Origin of the sequence: Clostridium fallax (genome assembly GCF_900129365.1) — a bacterium.
GTDB classification, from domain to species: domain Bacteria; phylum Bacillota; class Clostridia; order Clostridiales; family Clostridiaceae; genus Clostridium_AH; species Clostridium_AH fallax.
In genome coordinates this window covers 1-21,933 of sequence record NZ_FQVM01000035.1, presented here as the reverse complement: position 1 = coordinate 21,933, position 21,933 = coordinate 1, and the positions used below count along the sequence as shown (strand labels likewise).

Sequence of the window (21,933 nt, the reverse complement as noted above, 5' to 3'; positions counted from 1 at the left end):
TTACACCCGTTCCCATACCGAACACGAAGGTTAAGATTTAAACGGTCGATGGTACTGCTTGGGCGACTGAGTGGGAGAGTAGATGGTTGCCAGGTTAGTTTTGGATCTTTAGCTCAGTTGGTTAGAGCAACCGGCTCATAACCGGTAGGTCCGGGGTTCGAGTCCCTGAAGGTCCACCATTTTTGGGGGTATAGCTCAGCTGGGAGAGCACCTGCCTTGCACGCAGGGGGTCAGGAGTTCGAATCTCCTTACCTCCACCAAAAAGTAAGCTATGAACAAAAGTTCATAGCTTTTTTTGTATTTAAAATAATTATTGTAATATTTATAAATGAAAATTAATTATACAATTTTTATCCACAATTTATAAGTTTAATAACACTATTTAGACTTATAATGTGTATAAAGTGATTTTTTTTATTAGAATTGTGGATAAAATATAGTTTAAAAATCTTTTGTATTGTATAATAAAAAATAAATTTAAAGGGGAGGTTATATTATGGAAAATAAAGATATTATAATTGATCAATTTAAAACTATGGGTGAATATATATATGATAGAGTTTCGTCATTACCTGAAATAAATATGGAAACATTAGATATAAATAAAACAGTATTATTTATAATTGATATGAATAATGGTTTTGCGAAAAAAGGATCTTTATATAGTGATAGAATAGAAAAATTAATAAATCCTATAGAAATTTTGGTCAATGATTTAAAGCAAAAGGGAGCAGAGATAATTGCATTTACTGATTATCATACAAATGAATCTATAGAACTGTTAAGTTATCCTAAGCATTGTATTTACAGTACTGATGAATGGCAGCTTGTAGATAAATTAAAGAGTATAGAGGAAATAAAAGTAATAAAGAAAAACTGTACAAATGGATTTTTAGCAAAGGATTTTGTTATACCAGAAAATAAAGATAATTTTATAATTGTTGGAGATTGTACAGATATATGTATATATCAATTTGCTATAACTATAAAGAATTATTTTAATGAAAATAATATAAAGAAAAATATCTTTGTCCCATTAAATTTAGTTGATACTTTTGAATCTGAATTTCATAAAGGAGATTTTATGAATCTAGTATTTTTAAATTCTATGATAGATAATGGTATAGTAGTTGGAAATCTTAAAGTATAATGATGAATTAAATTTTTATATAATAACATAATTTATTTATTATTTAGAGAAAAATTATATTTTTATTAAGATTTAATATGGTATTGGTCTATATTAAAATATGTATTAAGATTAAATTTAATAAAAGTTATAAATAGATTAATATAGAATTTTATTTATATTAATTATAGAAGTCTAATATTATTTAAATATTATTATCTATATTAATACTATAGAATCAATAGAGTATTAACTTAATATCAAGATAAATTTATAAAAAATAATATAAAGAATACCTATAGACCTAAACATTTTTTAGAATTGTTTAAGAGTCTATAGGTATAATCTTAATTTTAGACTTCTAATTAAGGCTAATTGATATTTAAACTATTAATGTAAACCAATATAAAAATTTATTTTATATTAAAAATATAGATTAAATTTTTAATTTATTATTTTACAGTTGCTTGATCTAAGGCTCTTTGCACTGCTGTTTTCCAATTGTTAGTGGATACTGTTGCACCTGAAATACTTTCCACTTCATAAGTTTGTTTATCAATCATATTTTTAGCCATATCCATTCTATATTGATTTAGATTAGGATATACTTTTCCGTTTATTTCTTGACCTTTCCATTCGTTGTAATCTACTTCATTACCTGCTTTATCAAGTCTTTTTAATGTAATATCTTTAATTTTACCATTTTCAATTTTAACTATAGCTTCTTCTTGGCCATATTCCCAAGAATCTGCTTTAGCTGAATATGTTCCATCTTTATAAGAAACAGATTTTGATGGGCCACAGGAAATTATAGTTATAGCCATCATTAAAAATACAAATAAACTAGCTAATTTTTTCATTTAATTGAAGCCTCCTTATTAACTTATTTATTATAGTTATTAGTAGAATTAATAGAAAATATTCATAGATAGTTAACAGATTTTTATGTATTTTTTTCTGTATATTATTGACTAAAAAACTTTAAAAAATGTATAATTAATACTCAAGCTTATTAAAATATTTATTTATAATTTATTAACAAAAGGTATAAAGCTATAAAAAGCAAGTAATATATAATGGCTCTAAACCTAGATTTTTTCTTAGGAGGAATTAAATGAACAATAAATTAAAAAAGGAAATAGGCCTATTTGTTGCTACAGCGCTTGTAATAGGAAATATGATGGGTGCAGGTATATTTATGCTTCCAAAGCAATTAGCTCAAGTCGGTGGCGTAGGTTCATCTATAATAGCATGGATAATTACTGGAATAGGAGCAATGACTTTAGCAATTACATTTGCTAATTTAGGATCCAAAATACCTAAAAGTGGAGGGATAGTTGATTATTCTAAAAATGCTTTTGGTGACTTTATGGGTTTTATGACAGGGTGGCTTTATTGGAATGGATCTTGGATAGGAAATACAACTTTATTTGTAGTTATATTATCTTACTTTGGACAAGTTTTTACTACATTAACTAATAGTCCTTTAATTGGATTTTTATTTTGTTCAGCTATTCTTTGGACTTTTACTTATATTAATATTAGAGGTGCTAAAGCAGCTAGTAAATTAGGGACTGTTATAACTGTATTTAAAATTTGTTTATTTGTATTTTTTATAATTATTGCAGCTATTAATTTTAATAAAGATAATTTAATGCCAATGTTTCCCGCTGACAGAGGAGTTCAAACTATTCCTTTAACAGCAGCAATTACTCTTTGGGCCTTTATGGGTTTAGAAACAGCATCTATTACTTCAGGAGAAATAAAAAATCCTGAGAAAAATGTAAAAAGAAGTACTATATTAGGTATAGGAATAAGTACTATTTTATATATACTAATAAGTGTACTAGCTATGGGAGCTATGCCACAATCAGAGTTGGCTCAAACATCAGCACCTATTTCTGATATAATAGCGAAATTTTTAGGAAGTGGAGTAGTAAAATATTTAAATGTAGCAATAGCTATTAGTATTTGTGGAACAGCATTAGGATGGTTATTATCTACTGCTAGAGTTGCATATGCAGCTGGTGATCAGGGAATTTTCCCAAAAGCTTTTGCAAAATTACATCCTAAATATGAAACTCCATATATAGCTTTAATAGTAGGATCAACACTTGTTAACATAATGTTTTTAATGAATTTTATACAAGGGCTTTCTAATGCTTATAATTTTATAGTATTATTAGCAACTATATCATATTTACCTATATATGCAGTAACAACTATAGCGGAAATTATGTTACTTAGAAAGAAAACACAAAAGTTAAGTGTTTTATCTATTATAAAAAGTTCATTTAGAAATATAGTTGGATTTATATTTGCAATTTGGGCTATTTCTTCTGCGGGAGGAGAAGCTGTTATGTATGGATTTTTACTTATGATGTTAGGTGTTCCTGTATATGCTTATATGAAAATTAAAAGAGAAAATACAAATGACACTACTAATCAAGGATTTGATGATGAATCAAAGGCAAGTTAGTTAAAAGAAGGCCATCGCTAAAGTTTTATAAATATTTAGTGGTGGCTTCTTATAGTATATGGATATAATTATAAATAAAATTTATAATTATAATATAAAAGAAGAATATTTTTAATTATGTAGATTTTATATTATTTTAAATCAGGCTTATATACTTTTATTTTTATGTTAAATAGAACAAAATATTTTATTACAAAATAATATAACAAAAAATATTATCTTATTATGTTAGAATTTGTTATTAAAAATATTATATACTTATATGATTTTTATTATATAATATTTTTATAAGTAATATATAATAAAAGTATAGGGGCTTTTATTGATATAGTTAATTTGTTTTAGTTATTTAAATTTATATTTAATGAGAAAGTATGAGAGATTAGATGGGGAGTGTTCATATGACTAAGCTTATAGAATTAGAGGAAAAATTAAAAGAACTGAAGCTGCAAAAAAGAAATCTATTGTTAGCAGATAAAAATACAGATAATATAGATACATTAATAAAAGAAGTTGAAAAAGAAATTAAAGATTTAAAGGATGAATAAGTTTTAAAAGTTAATATTATTTTATATAAGCATCTAATGAAACTATCATTAGGTGTTTTCTTCGATTTAAGTATTATATAATTTAAGTTTATAGTATACTTAAATATTTTTATAAGGTATCTTTTTATGAGGTGAATATAAATTATTTAATTACATATAATAATTTTGTAAAGATACTCCTCAAAGACTTATAGGAATATAATCACTTTCAACTCACTATCTCAAATTATAGAATACATTATAAAACTACTAATTAATTTTAATTAGTAGTTTTTTTATATTTTTAATTAAATAAATTAAAAATCGGAAAACTTTCATTATAATTAGTAGAAGTTTTTTATAGTTAAATGTAAAATTGATTTTAGGAGGTGTGAAGATGAAAAAAATAGCTTTAGTTTTAGAAGGCGGTGGAATGAGAGGAGTATACACTGCTGGAGTTATAGATTATTTTATAGAAAATCATATAGAACTTCCATATGTAATAGGGGTTTCGGCAGGAGCTTGCCATGGTTCTGGATATGTGTCTAAGCAGCTAGGAAGAGGGAAAAGATCAACTATAGATTATATTGGAGATAAAAGATATTTAAGTTTTAAAAATTTAATAAAAGATAAATCTATCTTTGGTATGAATTTTATATTTGATGAACTTCCTAAGAAGTTAGAACCATATGATTTGGAAGCCTTAAGTAATTTTAAAGGAACTTTTAATGTAGTAGCTACTGATTGTAATACTGGGCAAGCAGTATACATAGATTGTAAAAATACTAAAAATGCCTTTATGGCTATGAGAGCTTCAAGTTCTTTACCTTTAGTTTCACCTATTGTTAAATACGAAGGAAAAGAATTAATGGATGGGGCAGTGGCAGATTCCATACCAATAGAGAAAGCATTAAATGATGGCTGTGATAAAGCTATAGTAGTATTAACTAGAAATAAGGATTTTAAAATGGAGCCTTTAAGAAAAGTTAAAGCTCTTATAAAAATTAAATATAGAAAATATCCTAAATATATAAAGGCTGTTATGAGTAGATATATAAGATACAATAAAACTTTAGAATTTATAGATAAATTAGAGAATGAAGGAAGGGTTTTAGTTATAAGACCTTCAAAAAGGCTACAAGTAGATAGATTTGAAAAAAATAAATCAAAGCTTGAGAGTTTATATAATAATGGATATGAAGATGCAAAGAATATTAATGATAAAATCAAATTATTTTTAGAAGATAATTAAGATAAAAGAGTTTTTCAGAGTTAGACTTAATTCTGAAAAGCTCTTTTTTATAAAGTTTCATAATAAATTTCAATAAAACTTATATTATTAAAAAAGATATTAGCAAAAAATTACAAATAGTAGTAAAATATAAATATGGAAAAAAATAGAAGGGGATGAGAGCTAAGTTGAATAGAGAAAAGCATAATGATAAAAGAATTCTAGATAAGAATATAATTTCTTCAGAAATTAATTATAAAGAAGCTGATTTAAGTTTAAATAAAGATAAAAAAGAGAATATAATTATAAATTCAAGAAAAAAGAAAAATGGGATTTATGAAAATGATATATATTTATTTCATGAGGGAAAAAACTATAGCTCATATAATTTTTTAGGAGCCCATTTAAAAACTGAAAAAAAAATTAAAGGAGTAAAGTTTACAACATGGGCTCCTAATGCAAAAAGTGTTACTGTTGTTGGAGATTTTTGTAATTGGGATATAAAAGAAGAGAATAAACTTCAAAAAGTAACAGATGAAGGTTTATGGACAGTATTTATACCTCATATGGAAGAAGGAATGATATATAAATTAGCTATAGAAAGGAAAGATGGACAAGTTGTTTTAAAATCAGATCCTTATGGAGTAGCTTCTGAAATTAGACCTAATACTGCATCTAAAATATATAAACCTAAATATAGGTGGGGAGATAAGAAGTGGAGAGATAATTTAAAGAATTTTAATCCGTTAAAATCCCCAATAAATGTATATGAGGTTCATTTAGGATCATGGAAGAAAAAAGATGATGGTTCATTTTATTCTTATAAAGAATTAGCAGAACTTTTACCTAATTATGTTTATGAAATGGGATATACTCATGTAGAGATTCTTCCTATTATGGAACATCCTTTAGATGCTTCTTGGGGATATCAGATAACTGGTTTTTATTGCCCAACTAGTAGGTATGGAAAGGGGGAAGATTTTAAGTTTTTAATAGATTCTTTTCATAAGCAAGGGATTGGAGTAATACTAGATTGGGTTCCAGGACACTTTTGCAAGGATATCCATGGTTTATATAAGTTTGACGGTAATCATGGATATGAATATGAAGATTATTTAAAGGCAGAAAATGAAGGATGGGGAACAGCAAATTTTGATTTAGGAAGAAATGAAGTAAGGAGCTTTTTAATTTCAAATGCCTTATATTGGTTTAGAGAGTTTCATATAGATGGTCTTAGAGTAGATGCTGTAGCTAATATGCTCTATTTAGATTTTTGTAAGGAATCAGGAAAATGGGCAGTAAATGAACATGGAGGAAATGAAAATATACAAGCCATAGAGTTTTTAAAGTTATTAAATGATGCTGTTTTTTGTGAGTATCCTAATGCTTTAATGATAGCAGAAGAATCATCCACATGGCCTAATGTTACTAAAAAAACAAAGGATGGAGGATTAGGATTTAATTTTAAATGGAATATGGGTTGGATGAATGATATGTTAAAGTATATTGAAGTAGATCCTATTTTTAGGAAAGATATTCATAATAGTGTTACATTTTCCATGATGTATCATTACTCTGAAAATTATATTTTATCTATATCTCATGATGAAGTAGTTCATGGAAAAAAATCTTTATTAAATAAAAATTGGGGAGATTATTGGAATAAGTTTGCAGGCCTTAGAAATTTTATTGCTTACATGATGGGGCATCCAGGTAAAAAAACTATTTTTATGGGAGCAGAACTTGGTGAATTTATAGAGTGGAGAGAAAATGAAGAATTAGAGTGGAGTCTAATAGAAAAATATCCAATGCATAAAAGTACTCAGCAATTTTTTAAAGATATAAATACTCTTTATAAAAATAATAACTCTCTTTGGAAATATGACTATGAACATAGAGGGTTCCAATGGATAGATGCAGATAATAGTGAAAAAAGTATATTTATATTTATGAGGAAAGGGGAAAAAGAAGAGGATACTTTAATATTTATAAGTAATTTTACCCCGGTAGTTTATTATGATTTTAAAGTAGGAGTTCCTTATTTAAGTGAATATGAAGAGGTTCTTAATACAGATAGTGAGGCTTATGGAGGTTCAGGGCAAATTGTTTCAGAAGTTTTAACTAGTAAAAAGGAACCTTATAATAACCAAAATTATAGTATAAATGTAAAGGTACCTCCTATGGCAACTTTAATATTAAAGACTATAAATATAAAAAAGGAATATAAAGTGAAAGATTTATTAGATGAAAGTGTAAAAAAATAATATAAAGAAAAAATAATTAATATATATTCTAGGTAAAAGAGAGAGTTTTGGAGGTATTTATATATATGATTAAAATTTTATTGGTGGCATCAGAAGCGGACCCTTTTATAAAATCAGGTGGACTAGGAGATGTTATAGGTTCACTTCCTAAATATTTAAAAAGCAATGATATTGAGGCATCAGTTGTAATACCTAATTATAAGAATATAAAGTCTGATCTTAAAAATAAATTTCAATTTATAGCTAGCCTAAATGTAAAAGTAGGGTGGAGAAATAGTTATTGTGGAGTATTTAAATATAAGCTTAATGGAGTAAATTTTTATTTTATAGATAATGAAAGTTATTTTTTAAGAGATAATTTATATGGATATTTTGATGATGGTGAAAGATTTGCATATTTTGATAGAGCTGTATTAGAAATGATAAAGTTTATAGATTATAAACCGGATATAATTCATTGTAATGATTGGCAAACAGGAATGATACCAGTTCTTTTAGAATTAGAATATAAAAAAGATAATTTTTATAAAGATATAAAAACTATATTTTCTATTCATAATTTAGCCTTCCAAGGAAACTATAATCCTAATATTTTAGGAGAGCTTTTTGGATATGATATGGAACCTTTTAATAATGGAAGTTTAAATCATTTTGGAGCAGTAAGTTTTATGAAAGGGGGAATAAATTATTCTAATAAAGTTTCCACTGTGAGTGAAACTTATTCTAGAGAGATACAGACAAATCAATATGGGGAGACATTAGATGGACTTTTAAGAGATACAAGTTTTAAGTTAACTGGAATAGTGAATGGAATAGATTATGAAGTATATAATCCTAAAAAGGATAGTTATATAGAATTTAATTATGATCAAGATAATTTAGAAAACAAATTAAGAAATAAGTTAAGTTTACAAAAAGAACTAGGATTAGCACAAAAAGAAAATGTACCTATGATATCTATGGTTTCTCGTTTAACTAGTCAAAAAGGTATGGATTTAATAGTTAGTATTGCAGATAGACTATTACAAAAAGATATTCAATTAGTTGTTTTAGGGACAGGTGATTATGGCTATGAAGAGCACTTAAAGAATTTTCAAAGATGTTATAGAGATAAAGTTTCAGCTAATATTAAGTTTAGTAATGAATTAGCTCATAAAATATATGCTGCATCAGATATATTCCTTATGCCATCTCTTTTTGAGCCTTGTGGGCTAGGACAATTAATTGCATTACGATATGGAACAATACCTTTAGTTAGAGAAACTGGAGGATTAAAAGATACCATTGTACCTTATAATGAATATACTGAAGAGGGTAATGGATTTAGTTTTTATAATTATAATAGTAATGAATTACTAAATACTATAGAGTATGCACTAAGGTGGTATGAAGATAAGGATAAGTGGATAAACATAGTGAAAAGTGCTATGAAGTCTAATAATAGTTGGAATAAAGCAGCTAAAGAATATAAATCTTTATATAAAGAACTACTTAAAGAAGAGTTTTAATATAATATTAATATCAATAATTCACAACAAAAAAATATAAGAATATGAAACACTAAAGCATATTGACTTTTTAAAGAGGTAATAAAAGAAGTTAATAAATATAGACAATAAAAATAGCATTAGATTGGAGGAAATTAAGTGTTTTATATTGATAAGAACACCTTTAAGGAAGATTATTTAGAAAAATATATAGAGCTTCATGGGGAAGAGTTTAAGTTTGGTAATATGAGACAAAAATATGAAGCGTTAGGAAGTTTAGTTAGAGATTATATAACAAAAATAAAAATAGAAAATAATAAAACAAACAATCATGATAATAAGCAGGTGTATTATTTCTCTATGGAGTTTTTGTTAGGAAGATTATTAGGAAGTAATCTTTTAAATCTTGGAATTAGGGATATCTGTAAAGAAGGGTTAAATGAGCTAGGAATAGATTTAGATGAACTAGAAAGCTTTGAACAAGATCAAGGATTAGGTAATGGTGGGCTTGGGAGACTTGCTGCCTGTTTTTTAGATTCTATGGCATCTTTAAATATACCTGGCCATGGTTGTGGAATAAGATATAAATATGGTTTTTTTGAGCAAAAAATAATAAATGGATCTCAAGTAGAAGCTCCAGAAAATTGGCTAAAGTGTGAAAATGTTTGGGAAATAAGAAAACCATCAAATTCTCAGATAGTAAGATTTGGTGGAGAAGTTAGAATGGAAAAAATAAATGGAAGATTATCTTTTATTCATATAAATTATGACCCGGTATTAGCAGTACCTTATGATACACTAATCATTGGGCATGAAAATTCGGCGGTGAATAATTTAAGATTATGGAGTGCAGAGCCTGTATCTAATGAATTTGATTTTTCTTCTTTTAGTAGGGGAGAATATTTAAAAGCTATTGAATATAAAAATTCAGTAGAAGCTATTTCAAATGTATTATATCCAGATAATACTTTTTATGAAGGGCAAATGCTTAGATTAAAACAACAATACTTTTTCGTATCTGCAGGAATCCAGAGCATAATTTCAAATTTTAAAAAACATGGAGGAGATATATTTAATCTTAATGAATCTATAGCTATTCATATAAATGATACCCATCCTACACTTGCAATACCAGAACTTATGAGAATACTACTAGATGAAGAATTGTTATCGTGGGAAGATGCTTGGAGGATAACAACAAGTACAATTTCTTATACAAACCATACTATAATGGCTGAAGCATTAGAAAAATGGCCTATAGAAATGTTTAAAAAGTTACTTCCAAGAATTTATATGATTGTAAATGAAATAAATGAAAGATTCTGCAAAGATTTATGGGATAAGTATACCTATCAGTGGGACAAAATTTCTAGAATGGCAATAATGGCAGATGGATATATAAGAATGGCTAATTTAGCTATTGTAGGAAGTTATAGTGTTAATGGTGTTGCAAAGCTTCATACTGAAATATTAAAAAAGCAAGTAATGAGTGATTTTTATTATTTTTATCCTAATAAGTTTAATAATAAAACAAATGGAATTACTCATAGAAGATGGCTCATTAAATGTAATCCACAATTATCAAACTTATTAAAAGAAACTATAGGAGATGGATGGGTAAAACATCCTACAGATATGGAGTATTTATATAAGTTTAAAGATGATGAAAATATAAAAGATAGATTAGCACTTATAAAAAAGAATAATAAAATAGCACTTTCAGAGTTTATAAAAAATAATCAAGGAATAAATATAGATACTAATTCTATTTTTGATGTTCAAGTAAAAAGAATACATGCATATAAAAGGCAGGTTTTAAATGTTTTAAGAATAATGAATCTTTATAATCAATTAATAGAAAATCCTAATTTGGATATAGAGCCTAGAACTTTTATTTTTGCAGGTAAGGCGGCACCAGGATATTATTTAGCAAAAAAAATAATAGAACTTATAAATGCAATTGCAACTAAAATAAATAATGATAGAAGAGTAAAAGATAAGATAAAAGTTGTGTTTATGGAGAATTATAGAACATCTTTAGCGGAAATAATAATTCCAGCAGCAGATATTAGTGAACAAATTTCTACAACTACTAAGGAAGCCTCTGGTACTTCTAATATGAAATTTATGATGAATGGAGCTATTACAGTAGCTACTTTAGATGGAGCTAATATAGAAATAAAGGATCAGGTATCTGAAGAGAATATAATTATTTTTGGCTTAACAGAAAAAGAAGTTTTAGATTATTATTCTAAGGGTGGATATTCTTCTTATGATATTTATAATAATGATATTAGAATAAACAGAATACTAAATGACCTTGTAAATGGAGCTTACTGTAATGATAAAGAAAATTTTAGAGCTATATATAATCATCTACTAACCTATAATGATGAATTTTTTGATTTAAGAGATTTTGATTCTTTTGTTAAGGCTCAAGATAGGGTAGATAAATTATATAGAGATAAAAGTAAATGGTATTCTATGTCTATCATAAATATTGCAAAGTCCGGTATCTTCTCCAGCGATAGAACTATTTATGAATATGCTAAAGGAATATGGGATGTTCCAAATAGTTCTTGTAAGGATAAATAATAAATTTTACTTGTAATAATTTAGAATATAAAAAGTAGTATCTTAAAGTAAAATTTTATACTAAAAGATACTACTTTTTATAAGTTTTTAGTTTTTACATTATATAATATTTCTTATAAAAGCAAAATTAGCCATTAAATAGGACATTGATCTATTTCTATACTATAGTTTTTACAATAAGGACATATTGATATTTCTACAATATAACTATCATCTACCTTGCCTTCAGCTAAAAGTCTTCTAAAAGATGTATTTTCATATTCCTTAGATATATCACTCATAATATATTCATTATTCTTAGTAAATATAAAAAAGTGTCCCTCTAAAAAGTCAAAAACTTTCTCTTCGCCTTTTCCATTTTTACAATTATCACATGGAGATGAATAATATTCTTTTTGAAATTCTAAAGTTGGAGTATTCTCACTTAAAATATCTAATATATTAGTTAAATTTACTCCATTTACATCTTCATTAAAAAAATCAAAGCAATTACTTTCTTCTAGTTTAAAAGTATTATTATTTAAAGAAAATTCGTATAAACTCATTTTTATCCTCCTATAATATATATAACAATAAGTTATATAATATTATTTTAATTATAATCTTTAATTATAATTTTTACCATAATACATAGATAAAAATACTTAAATAATATATATTTATAAAACTTTTAATGGTAAATTTTTTATATTAAGATTAATTAACTTAAAAAACATTACTATAGTATAAAGAAATATATTATTTAAATCGACAATATTATTATAAATTAAAAATATATAATAATATTATAAATTTTTAATTTACCCCTTAAAAAATATAATTTTATAAGTCTTTTGAATAAAAAGGCAACCCTATTTAAAATAGAGACTTTAATTTAGAGTCTCTCCTTAAGAACCTGTATTCTTCTTAGAAGAATACAGGATTTTATTTATATGGAGAAATGCATTATTTGAACATATATTTAATTATTAAATATATTAAATATATAAATGAAATGAAGAGGTGCATTGCTATAAGAAAAGAAAAGTTTATTATATATCTTTTTTTTACCATAGGTATAATTATTAGAATTTATTGTAGTTTTTATTATGATAATAGATTAGATTCTATTGATAGGATAATATGGTATTTTATTTTCTTTAAAATACTGTGGGATATGCTTATTCTTTTTGCAGATAAAATTTTAACTTTAAAAAACATCAAAAGTAGATTTAGATATATTGATTTATACAATAAGATTTTTGTATTAGGTTTATTTTTTATAATTATTGGAGAGTTTTTTAGAATGTATAATTCATTATATATATATAGTATTAAAGTCATTTATATTGTTTTAGGATTAATTATATTTAAATTTATTTTTTATATTAAAAGAGAGCTAAAGAGAATTTAAGAAAAAATAGTTGGAATCTTAATAATAACAATAAAATATATTTTAACTTTCCATAAGGGAATATTTAATATTTTAGGCACATATTAATTTTATATGAGTTATCCTATTAACTTAAACTAAAGGTTAGTAAGTTAAAAACTCGTATTATTTCTATTAGGAGGTTTATTTTATGATTAGAACGGTGGTATGCGCTAGAGATGGTTGCAATGGTAATAGTTTTAGCATAAAAACAGAAGATAGAATACTTTATGGGAAATGTAATGAATGCGGGGAAATGTATGAATTTGATATAAGTTCTTACGAATATACTATATTATCAAGCTGTTCTCATTGCAATAATGATACATTTAAGCTTTTCAAGGATACTGAAAAGGAAGGTGTCTTTGCAAAATGTATTAAGTGTGGAAATCCACCAGAAAAAATATATATAGATTCAGATGGAAATCAAGTTTCTTATGAAGCAAAAAAATTAAGTGACATAAAAGAAATAATATATTTACTAGAACAAAGAACTTGCACAATAGAGTCTAAAGTAGATGGTCTAAGAGGAGGTCAAGAACTTTTGGAGGAATCTATTGCATATTTAAACAGGTTTTTATCTGATCACTCTTAGAACGAGCCATGGATTATAAGATTTTTATAATCCGTGGCTATTTTAATGAAAAAAATAAATTAATATGTAGAATTTAACAAATAAATAAGGAAAAAACTGTTAATAATAATGTTGAAGGAAAAAAATACCATATGTATAATTATATGTGAGGAATGGATTAATATAAAAGGGGATGTGGGTTTTATGACAAAGAAAGAAACTGTAGCTATGATACTAGCGGGTGGACAAGGCTCTAGATTAGGAGTTCTTACTAAAAAGCTAGCAAAGCCAGCAGTACCTTTTGGAGGAAAATATAGAATAATAGATTATACTCTAAGTAATTGTTCTAATTCAGGAATATATACAGTAGGTGTTCTTACGCAATATCAACCGTTAGAGTTAAATTCTCATATAGGGATAGGAAGTCCTTGGGAACTAGATAGAAGGGATGGAGGAGTTTCTATTTTACCTCCTTATCAAGAAGAGAAAGGTGGTAATTGGTATAAAGGGACTGCAAATGCTATTTATAGAAATATAGCCTTTGTTGATAATCATGATCCAGAATATGTACTTATATTATCAGGAGATCACATATATAAGATGGATTATGAAAAAATGTTAGAATTTCATAAAAGCAAAAAAGCTGATGCCACAATAGCTGTTATAGATGTACCTTTAAGTGAAGCATCTAGATTTGGAATTATGAATACTAAAGAAGACTTCTCAATATATGAATTTGAAGAGAAACCTAAAAAGCCAAAAAGCACTAAAGCTTCTATGGGGATATATATTTTTAATTGGAAATTATTAAAGAAATATTTAAAAGAAGATGAAAATGATAAAACTTCTTCAAATGATTTTGGAAAAAATATAATACCTAAAATGCTAGAGGGCGGACAGAAATTGGTGGCTTATCCTTTTAAGGGTTATTGGAAGGATGTTGGAACTATAGAAAGTCTTTGGGAAGCTAATATGGATTTATTAAAAGATAATAATGAATTAAGCTCAACGGATAATGAGTGGAGAGTATATTCTGTAAATCCAGTTAGACCAGCTCAATATATAGGGAGTCAAGCATCTGTTAAGTCTTCTTTAGTAGTTGAAGGCTGTGTAATTCAAGGAGATGTTGAAAATTCGGTTTTATTTCAAGGTGTAGTAGTTGGGAAAAACTCTATAGTTAAAAATTCTGTAATTATGCCTAATACTAAAATTGGAGAAAATGTAATTATAGATAAAGCTATTATAGGAAGTGATGTAGCAATAAGAAGAGATTGTAAAGTTGGAAATGGTGTTAATATTACAGTAGTTCCTGCTAAAGATGAACTAAAAAGGGGAACTCAAATTACTGATTTTGAGGAGGTGAAGTAATATGAAAAATTATATTGGAATAGTAAATTTAGATGAGAATCAAGATAGAATAATGGAATTAACAAGAAGTCGACCGTTAGCATCAGTGCCTTTTGCAGGTAGGTATAGAATTATAGATTTTATTTTATCTAATATGGCTAATTCTGGTATAGCGAATATTGGAATATTTGCAAAAAATAAAGCAAGATCATTAATAGATCATTTAAACAATGGAAGACCATGGGATTTATATAGAGATAGAGATGGTCTTAGAGTTTTTAATTTTAGTGATGAAGATAATGTATATAATGATGTTAATACTTTTGGAGATAACCTAGAATTTTTTAAGTTTAGTAGACAAGAATATATTATTTTGACTCCATCTTATATGATATGTAATATTGATTTTAATGAAGTAGTTAAATATCATGAAGAGCATAAAAATGAAATAACAATTGTATATAAAAAGGTTAACAATGCAAAAGAAAATTTTTTGAATTGTGAATCTATAAATATAGATAAGGAAAACAATTTAATAAGTGTTGGAGAAAACATAGGCTGTGAAAAAGAAGCTAATATATCCATGGAAATGTTTGTTATGAAAAAAGATTTATTTATGGATATAGTATTTGAGTGTATAAAAACTGGAAGATATAAAAAGGTGAAAAAATGTATTTATAATTCATTAGATAAACTTAAAGTTAAGGCTTATGAGTTTAAAGGATATTTGGCTTGTATAAATTCCTTAAATGCATATTTTAAAGCTAATATGGATTTATTTAATTCCAGAATTAATACTGAGCTATTTAATGAGAATAGACCTATATATACTAAACCTAAGGGAGAATGCCCTACGAAGTATACCAAGGATTGTAAAGTTTTAAATTCTATAATATCTAATGGGTGTATAATAGAGGGAGTAGTAGAAAATAGTATAATTTGTAGAAGAGTTCATATAGAAAAAGGTGCCTATTTAAATAATTGTATAATACTACCTAATTGTATTATTAGTAATAATGCTAAAATTATTAATGTTATTGCAGACAAGCATGCTAATATAACAAAAGGGGATGAGCTTAGAGGTAGCAAGAACTTTCCTTTAGTTATAGAAAGACATTCAAGATTTTAATAAAGTATTAAATTTAAATTTAATATTTTTTACTCTATAATAGAGAATTGGTTATAAAAAGCTAATTTATTTATTAATATATGCTACTTATCCTGTTAAAATGGTATAAGTAGCATATATTTCATTTAATTAATTTTATTAAATAAAGTAAATATCTAAATTTATAAAAATAGTTAAGATAAACTTAATGGAATTTTAAGAAATAAATATTATAATGGAAGTATACAAATAAATTGGAGGGGTAAGAATGAAAAGAGATATTTCATTTGATATTCTAGTTTTAATGCTAGGAATATTATTAGTAGTTGTTATACAAAACTCTACTAGGTTTTTAGGAGCAGGATTTATATCCTTGGGGATTACATACCTATTAATAGACAGAATTACAGGGATAAAAGAAGGTAAAGTAAAAATAAAAAAAAGAAATAATAAATAGAATTTAAAACTGAGAGGTTTTAGTTAAAATGAACTTTTTTTATAAATTTAAAATTTTAAAGAGTAGTAAAAATAAAGAGTATTAGGGTTAAGAATCTTTCTTTTAAAAATATCTCTTTCATATTATTACTCTTTTTATTTTTATATTAAATAAAAATTATTAAAAAATTAGGTGAAATAGATGAATTTAAAAAATAAGCAAAAGATAAGTTGGATTTTATTAATTGGATGGATGGCATTTATATTTATTATGTCTCATCAACCAGGAGAGGTTTCTAGTAAGCAAAGCAATTTTGTTATATATGTATTTAATGCATTAGGTTTGAATTTAAGTGATAAGTTAGGAGATTTAGCTACATTTATTGTAAGAAAGGGAGCTCATTTTTCAGAGTATATGATTTTATTATTTTTAGTATATAATGCACTAAGGTTTTATATAAATAATTCTAAGGCTAGAATTTTAGGTGTGATTATAGTATTTTTATATGCTTGCACAGATGAGTTTCATCAATTATTTATAGAGGGTAGATCAGGTCAGTTTAAAGATGTTTTAATAGATACTTTTGGAGGTGCTTTTGGAGCATTAATTACTTTAGCTATAAGTAAATTTAAGAAAAATAAATAGGATATTTTAATATTTAACCGATACAAGTTTTTTTAAAATTCTTTTAAGGATTTTCATTTAATATTTTATAAGAAATATATGTTTATATAATAATAAATAAAATTATGTATAATAAATAATTACTATGCATAATTTTATTTTTAAAAGAGAGCTGCTTAAATTAGATATCAAATATCTAATTTAAACAGCTCTTTTTTTAATTTATAAATTTTATATAAAAATTAATATATAAAATTTATAACCTAAATACTTAATAAATAATATATATTATAGGATAGAAGAGAAAATTCTTGTTAATCCCTCTAAGAATTTGTGAATTTTACTACTATTCTCATATTCCTCTAGAGTAAACTCACGACATTTTTTTAAATCTTCTATAAAAATTTTCTCTAAGTTTTTAGTTATTTCTTCATCATAAATAACCCCATTAATTTCATAATTTAATTCAAAGCTTCTTATATCCATATTGGCAGTTCCTAAGGTACATAGTTTACTATCTATTGTCATAGTTTTAGCATGAACAAAGGAATTCTTATCATAAAGATATACCTTTACTCCACATCTCATAAGTTCTGCTAAATAAGTTTTTGATGCTGTATTTACAGTAAAATGATCGGCTTTTTCAGGGAATATAATTTTAACATCAACTCCACCTAAAGCTGCTATGGTTAATGCATCCATTATACTTTTAGATGGTACAAAGTAAGGAGTAGTTATATAAATACTTGTAGTTGCCATAGAAATCATTTTTAATATTCCTTGCATTATAGCAGGAAATTCAGAATCAGGTCCGCTCTTTACTAATTGCATAAGGGTGCTTTTACATACACTAGTAGTAGGAAAGTATTTATCAAATTCTTGATCAAAAAATGTATAGTAATTATTAGCCTGTTGAATAGTTAAAAAATCATCTAGAAATACTGCTTGCAATCCCATTACAAAATCACCCTTAACCATTATATGAGTATCTCTCCAGTAGCCAAATTTTTTATTTCTACCTAAGTATTCATCACCTACATTAATTCCACCTAAAAATCCTACTTTTCCGTCAATAATAGCTATTTTTCTATGATTTCTATAATTTATTTGTGTATTGATAAGTTTTAAGATAGGAGCTAAGAAATATGAATATATTACTACATCTACTCCGGAATCTTTTAATTTTTTTAGATATTTTCTTTTCATTTTAGAAGAGCCTACTTTATCTATTATTAATCTTACTTTAACTCCCTCGGAAGCTTTTAATATAAGCAAATCTATTATTTCTTTACCTATATTATCGCTTTTAAAGATATAATATTCCAAATGAATATGGTGTTTTGCGTTTTTAAGTTCTTCTTTTAATGCTTTAAACTTTTCTTCACCATTTATAAATACTTCAACTTCGTTATTTATAAATACAGGAGAGTCGCTATTATTTGCCAATAATTCTATTAATGACGCTTCTTGACCCCCACCTTTAGCTTTTATTATAGGGCAAATAAGTTCTTTTACATCATCTGAAAAGTTTTCATCATTAAGGGTATGTATTTTCCAATTTCTGCCTAAAAATATATAAAGGATTAATCCTATTGGTGGAACAAGCAATAATATTAATAGCCAAGCAATTGTTTTTTCTGGTTGCTTTCTCTCTAATACAACAATGGTTATACCTAACATTATATTTATAGCTATTATTATATAAAGCAAATACATAAAAAAATCGCTCAAAAAAACACCTCCTTATAAAAGATATTTATATTATACACTATTTAAATAAAAAGAAACAAAGACTAATAATTTGTGTAAATAAATAGAATTTTTAGAAAATAAAAACTTTTTATTGTTTTTTTATAAAAATCCCTATATAATTAAATAATAATAAATTAAGAACAATAAATATATAATGAAAATATTGTTAATAAATTGAAAATATTTTAAATAAAATATTAATAATAAATGAGGAGGTAATGATGGAAAACAATAAAAAGAGAAAAGGTATTCAAAGGTTTTTAGATGGAATTGAAAAAGTAGGAAATAAACTTCCACATCCAGCAACAATATTTGTAATATTATGTGTAATAGTAACAATATGCTCACATCTCTTTTCTAAGATGGGAGTAGGGGTTATATATGAAGGTATAGATAGAGCTACTAATGAATTAAAGGAAATGAGTGTAAGTGTTAAGAGTCTTTTAGAACCAGAAGGCATTAGATATATGTTTACATCAGCTGTTAAGAATTTTACTAATTTTGCACCTTTAGGAACTGTTTTAGTTGCTTTATTAGGTGTAGGTGTAGCTGAGGGGACAGGCCTTATTGCAGCTGTATTAAGAAAAGTAGTTATGAGTACCCCAAAAAGATTTATAACAATTATTGTTGTATTAGCGGGAGTAGTTTCAAATATAGCATCAGATGCAGGATATGTAGTGTTAATACCTTTAGGAGCAGTAATTTTCATGAGCTTTGGTAGACATCCTATAGCTGGTATAGCAGCAGCTTTTGCAGGAGTGTCTGGTGGATTTAGTGCAAATATAGTACCAGGACCTACAGATGCATTATTAGCAGGATTAACTCAAGAGGGAGTTAAAATGGTAGATGCAAGTTATAATGTTTCAATTACAGGAAACTGGTTTTTCTTAATAGTTTCAACTGTTTTAATAACTATAATAGGAACTTTAGTTACAGAAAAAATAATAGAACCAAGACTTGGAAAATATAAAGGTAAATATAAAGAAGAAATGCAAACTATAACTCCAGAAGAAAAAAGAGGTTTAAAGTTTGCAGGAATTGCAATGATATTATTTTTAATATTTATAGGTGCGTTTATAGTACCTAAGACAGGAATACTTAGAAATCCTGAAACTGGTGAAATATTAAATTCGCCTTTCATGAAGTCAATAGTAGTAGTTATAGCTTTATTTTTCTTAGTACCAGGAGTAGCTTATGGTATAGGATCTAGAAAAGTTAAAAATGATAAAGATGTAATAAGTTTAATGGGTAAGAGTATGTCTTCTATGGGGTCATATATAGTTTTAGTGTTTTTTGCGGCACAGTTTGTTGAATATTTTTCATACACAAACTTAGGAACAGTTATAGCGGTAAAAGGAGCGGACTTTTTAGAAACCACAGGACTTACAGGTATTCCATTAATAATTGCATTTATATTAGTTGCAGCATTTATAAATTTATTTATGGGATCAGCTTCAGCAAAATGGGCTATAATGGCGCCTATATTTGTACCAATGTTTTTAAGAGTGGGAGCTTATACTCCAGAGTTTACTCAAATGGCATATAGAATAGGAGATTCAGTTACAAATATAATTTCTCCACTTATGAGTTATTTTGCATTAATTGTATGTTTCACACAAAAATATGATGAAGATTCAGGAATGGGGACATTGATATCAACAATGCTTCCTTATACTATAGCCTTCTTAATTGGATGGGCGGTACTTTTAATTATATGGTATGTTTTAGGACTACCTCTTGGACCAGGAGTTGGAATAACTGTATAGGTATTATTAAATTTAGATTTATATACATCTAAAAATCATTAGCTGGTTATAATAATACTTTTAAAAATTTATAATATTTATAAAGATGTTATAAGATAAAATAAAAAGAATTTATTTTGGTACATTTTAAAGCAAGAAGAGAACTATAAATTGTATAACTCTTTAGATTTAATATTTGTAATAAGAAAATGAACTTAAAAAACTATTATTAATATTTATGATAGGTAAAAAATATATATTAAAGTTTATGTCATAATTTAAATAAAAATTAATATAACTAAAATCAGAAACTATCCTTTAATGATTGATTTATAAAATCATATATAAGGATAGTTTTTTATTTATTAATTTAGAAAAATAATTATAAAGAGAAATAGTTTTTAGTAAATTTATTTTATAAAGATAAATAAATCTAATTATTTACTCTTTAAGTATAAACCAATGTAAGAAATTAAAAACTAAATTATCAATATATTAATATAAGGAATGTGATTATGGTTAAAAGAGGATATTAATTATATCTAGTACTAAATATAATTATTAATAGAAAGAAAAGTGAGTATTTAAAATTATATAATAAGAAATATAAACTAAAAGTAATAAGGTATTTGTGAAATATATCATTCTATATTAAATTATTAAGATACTTTCATTTAAATAAATAAAAACTAAGTAATTTATTATGCAAAATAAATAATAGTTAGTATAAAAAAATATTGAAGGTTATATTTTTATATGAAAATTAGTTTTTATTGTGGAGATATTTTTAAATAGATTATAAAAAATAGCGAAAACTTTTCCAGGCGTATCTATATAAGATATATTACGATAAATAAAGTATTTTAGAGTATTAAGTTTAAATGATATATAAAATAACATTTAATGATAAAATATATTTATCATACCATGATAAGATAAAACACGTCGCTGAGGTGCGAAACACTAAAGCGAAACAAACTTTGAAAACACAAAAAACTTTAACAAGTTAAAAGGTGTTGACAAAGAAACAGATTGGTGATAAGATAAAGAAGTCGCCAAGATGTGACAAGAAAACAAAAACTTGGTCTTTGAAAATTAAACAGAGAGAAACTTACAAAATCTTTTAAGATTTTTTAAACCAGCAATTCTTTTATATGAGTAAAGATTAAACTTTTTAAATTGAGAGTTTGATCCTGGCTCAGGACGAACGCTGGCGGCGTGCTT

16 protein-coding genes, 2 tRNA genes and 1 rRNA gene are annotated in these 21,933 nt (G+C 25.7%); 16 read left to right on the top strand and 3 right to left on the bottom strand.

Going from position 1 to position 21,933, the window contains the following annotated elements; translation table 11 throughout:
• The 4 genes from rrf to BUA70_RS11960 all read left to right on the top strand — a co-directional run.
• Positions 1 to 95: ribosomal RNA gene (gene rrf / locus BUA70_RS11975) — 5S ribosomal RNA — on the top strand; the annotation flags it as partial.
• Positions 96 to 102: 7 nt separating this feature from the next.
• Positions 103 to 179: transfer RNA gene (locus tag BUA70_RS11970), tRNA-Ile, on the top strand.
• Between the two features lie 5 nt (positions 180 to 184).
• A tRNA-Ala gene (locus BUA70_RS11965) sits at positions 185 to 260 on the top strand.
• A 236-nt stretch (positions 261 to 496) separates the two neighbouring features.
• Complete coding sequence (locus BUA70_RS11960) at positions 497 to 1,150, top strand: cysteine hydrolase family protein (protein WP_072897588.1); 654 nt, start codon at positions 497 to 499, stop codon at positions 1,148 to 1,150.
• Positions 1,151 to 1,581: 431 nt separating this feature from the next.
• On the opposite strand, the gene BUA70_RS11955 is transcribed toward BUA70_RS11960, so the two are convergent.
• Entirely contained in the window at positions 1,582 to 1,989 is a 408-nt protein-coding gene (locus BUA70_RS11955; RefSeq protein ID WP_072897586.1) for an FMN-binding protein, read from the bottom strand.
• 254 nt (positions 1,990 to 2,243) lie between these two features.
• On the opposite strand from BUA70_RS11955, the gene BUA70_RS11950 reads away from it, so the two are divergent.
• The 6 genes from BUA70_RS11950 to BUA70_RS11930 all read left to right on the top strand — a co-directional run bounded on the left by BUA70_RS11950 (position 2,244) and on the right by BUA70_RS11930 (position 11,712).
• Positions 2,244 to 3,608: an APC family permease gene (locus tag BUA70_RS11950; protein ID WP_072897584.1), complete on the top strand. Its 1,365-nt coding sequence runs from the start codon at positions 2,244 to 2,246 to the stop codon at positions 3,606 to 3,608.
• A 401-nt stretch (positions 3,609 to 4,009) separates the two neighbouring features.
• The gene (locus BUA70_RS13165; protein ID WP_172607495.1) at positions 4,010 to 4,156 is read left to right on the top strand and encodes a hypothetical protein; all 147 of its coding nucleotides are present in this window, start codon (positions 4,010 to 4,012) and stop codon (positions 4,154 to 4,156) included.
• Between the two features lie 376 nt (positions 4,157 to 4,532).
• Entirely contained in the window at positions 4,533 to 5,387 is an 855-nt protein-coding gene (locus BUA70_RS11945; protein ID WP_072897582.1) for a patatin-like phospholipase family protein, read from the top strand.
• A gap of 227 nt (positions 5,388 to 5,614) precedes the next feature.
• Complete coding sequence (glgB, locus tag BUA70_RS11940) at positions 5,615 to 7,630, top strand: 1,4-alpha-glucan branching protein GlgB (RefSeq protein ID WP_425290436.1); 2,016 nt, start codon at positions 5,615 to 5,617, stop codon at positions 7,628 to 7,630.
• A 68-nt stretch (positions 7,631 to 7,698) separates the two neighbouring features.
• Positions 7,699 to 9,138, top strand: coding sequence for a glycogen synthase GlgA (gene glgA / locus BUA70_RS11935; protein ID WP_072897592.1), 1,440 nt, complete (start codon positions 7,699 to 7,701; stop codon positions 9,136 to 9,138).
• A 138-nt stretch (positions 9,139 to 9,276) separates the two neighbouring features.
• Complete coding sequence (locus BUA70_RS11930; RefSeq protein ID WP_072897578.1) at positions 9,277 to 11,712, top strand: glycogen/starch/alpha-glucan phosphorylase; 2,436 nt, start codon at positions 9,277 to 9,279, stop codon at positions 11,710 to 11,712.
• 134 nt (positions 11,713 to 11,846) lie between these two features.
• Here BUA70_RS11930 and BUA70_RS11925 read toward each other — a convergent pair whose 3' ends face one another.
• Positions 11,847 to 12,257 carry a DUF3785 family protein gene (locus BUA70_RS11925; protein WP_072897575.1) on the bottom strand — a complete coding sequence of 137 codons (411 nt, stop codon included), beginning with the start codon at positions 12,255 to 12,257 and terminating at the stop codon, positions 11,847 to 11,849.
• Positions 12,258 to 13,274: 1,017 nt separating this feature from the next.
• Between BUA70_RS11925 and BUA70_RS11915 the strand changes: the two genes are divergently transcribed.
• The 5 genes from BUA70_RS11915 to BUA70_RS11895 all read left to right on the top strand — a co-directional run bounded on the left by BUA70_RS11915 (position 13,275) and on the right by BUA70_RS11895 (position 17,233).
• Positions 13,275 to 13,718, top strand: coding sequence for a hypothetical protein (locus BUA70_RS11915; RefSeq protein WP_072897570.1), 444 nt, complete (start codon positions 13,275 to 13,277; stop codon positions 13,716 to 13,718).
• A 183-nt stretch (positions 13,719 to 13,901) separates the two neighbouring features.
• Positions 13,902 to 15,065, top strand: a complete 1,164-nt coding sequence (locus tag BUA70_RS11910) for a glucose-1-phosphate adenylyltransferase (protein WP_072897568.1) — start codon at positions 13,902 to 13,904, stop codon at positions 15,063 to 15,065.
• A 1-nt stretch (position 15,066) separates the two neighbouring features.
• Entirely contained in the window at positions 15,067 to 16,173 is a 1,107-nt protein-coding gene (gene glgD / locus BUA70_RS11905) for a glucose-1-phosphate adenylyltransferase subunit GlgD (RefSeq protein ID WP_072897566.1), read from the top strand.
• 247 nt (positions 16,174 to 16,420) lie between these two features.
• Positions 16,421 to 16,609 carry a hypothetical protein gene (locus BUA70_RS11900; RefSeq protein WP_072897564.1) on the top strand — a complete coding sequence of 63 codons (189 nt, stop codon included), beginning with the start codon at positions 16,421 to 16,423 and terminating at the stop codon, positions 16,607 to 16,609.
• A 180-nt stretch (positions 16,610 to 16,789) separates the two neighbouring features.
• The gene (locus BUA70_RS11895) at positions 16,790 to 17,233 is read left to right on the top strand and encodes a VanZ family protein (RefSeq protein WP_072897562.1); all 444 of its coding nucleotides are present in this window, start codon (positions 16,790 to 16,792) and stop codon (positions 17,231 to 17,233) included.
• Positions 17,234 to 17,500: 267 nt separating this feature from the next.
• On the opposite strand, the gene cls is transcribed toward BUA70_RS11895, so the two are convergent.
• Complete coding sequence (cls, locus tag BUA70_RS11890; RefSeq protein WP_072897590.1) at positions 17,501 to 18,928, bottom strand: cardiolipin synthase; 1,428 nt, start codon at positions 18,926 to 18,928, stop codon at positions 17,501 to 17,503.
• Between the two features lie 257 nt (positions 18,929 to 19,185).
• Between cls and BUA70_RS11885 the strand changes: the two genes are divergently transcribed.
• Positions 19,186 to 20,730 carry an AbgT family transporter gene (locus BUA70_RS11885; RefSeq protein ID WP_072897560.1) on the top strand — a complete coding sequence of 515 codons (1,545 nt, stop codon included), beginning with the start codon at positions 19,186 to 19,188 and terminating at the stop codon, positions 20,728 to 20,730.
• The last annotated feature ends 1,203 nt before the right edge of the window (positions 20,731 to 21,933 follow it).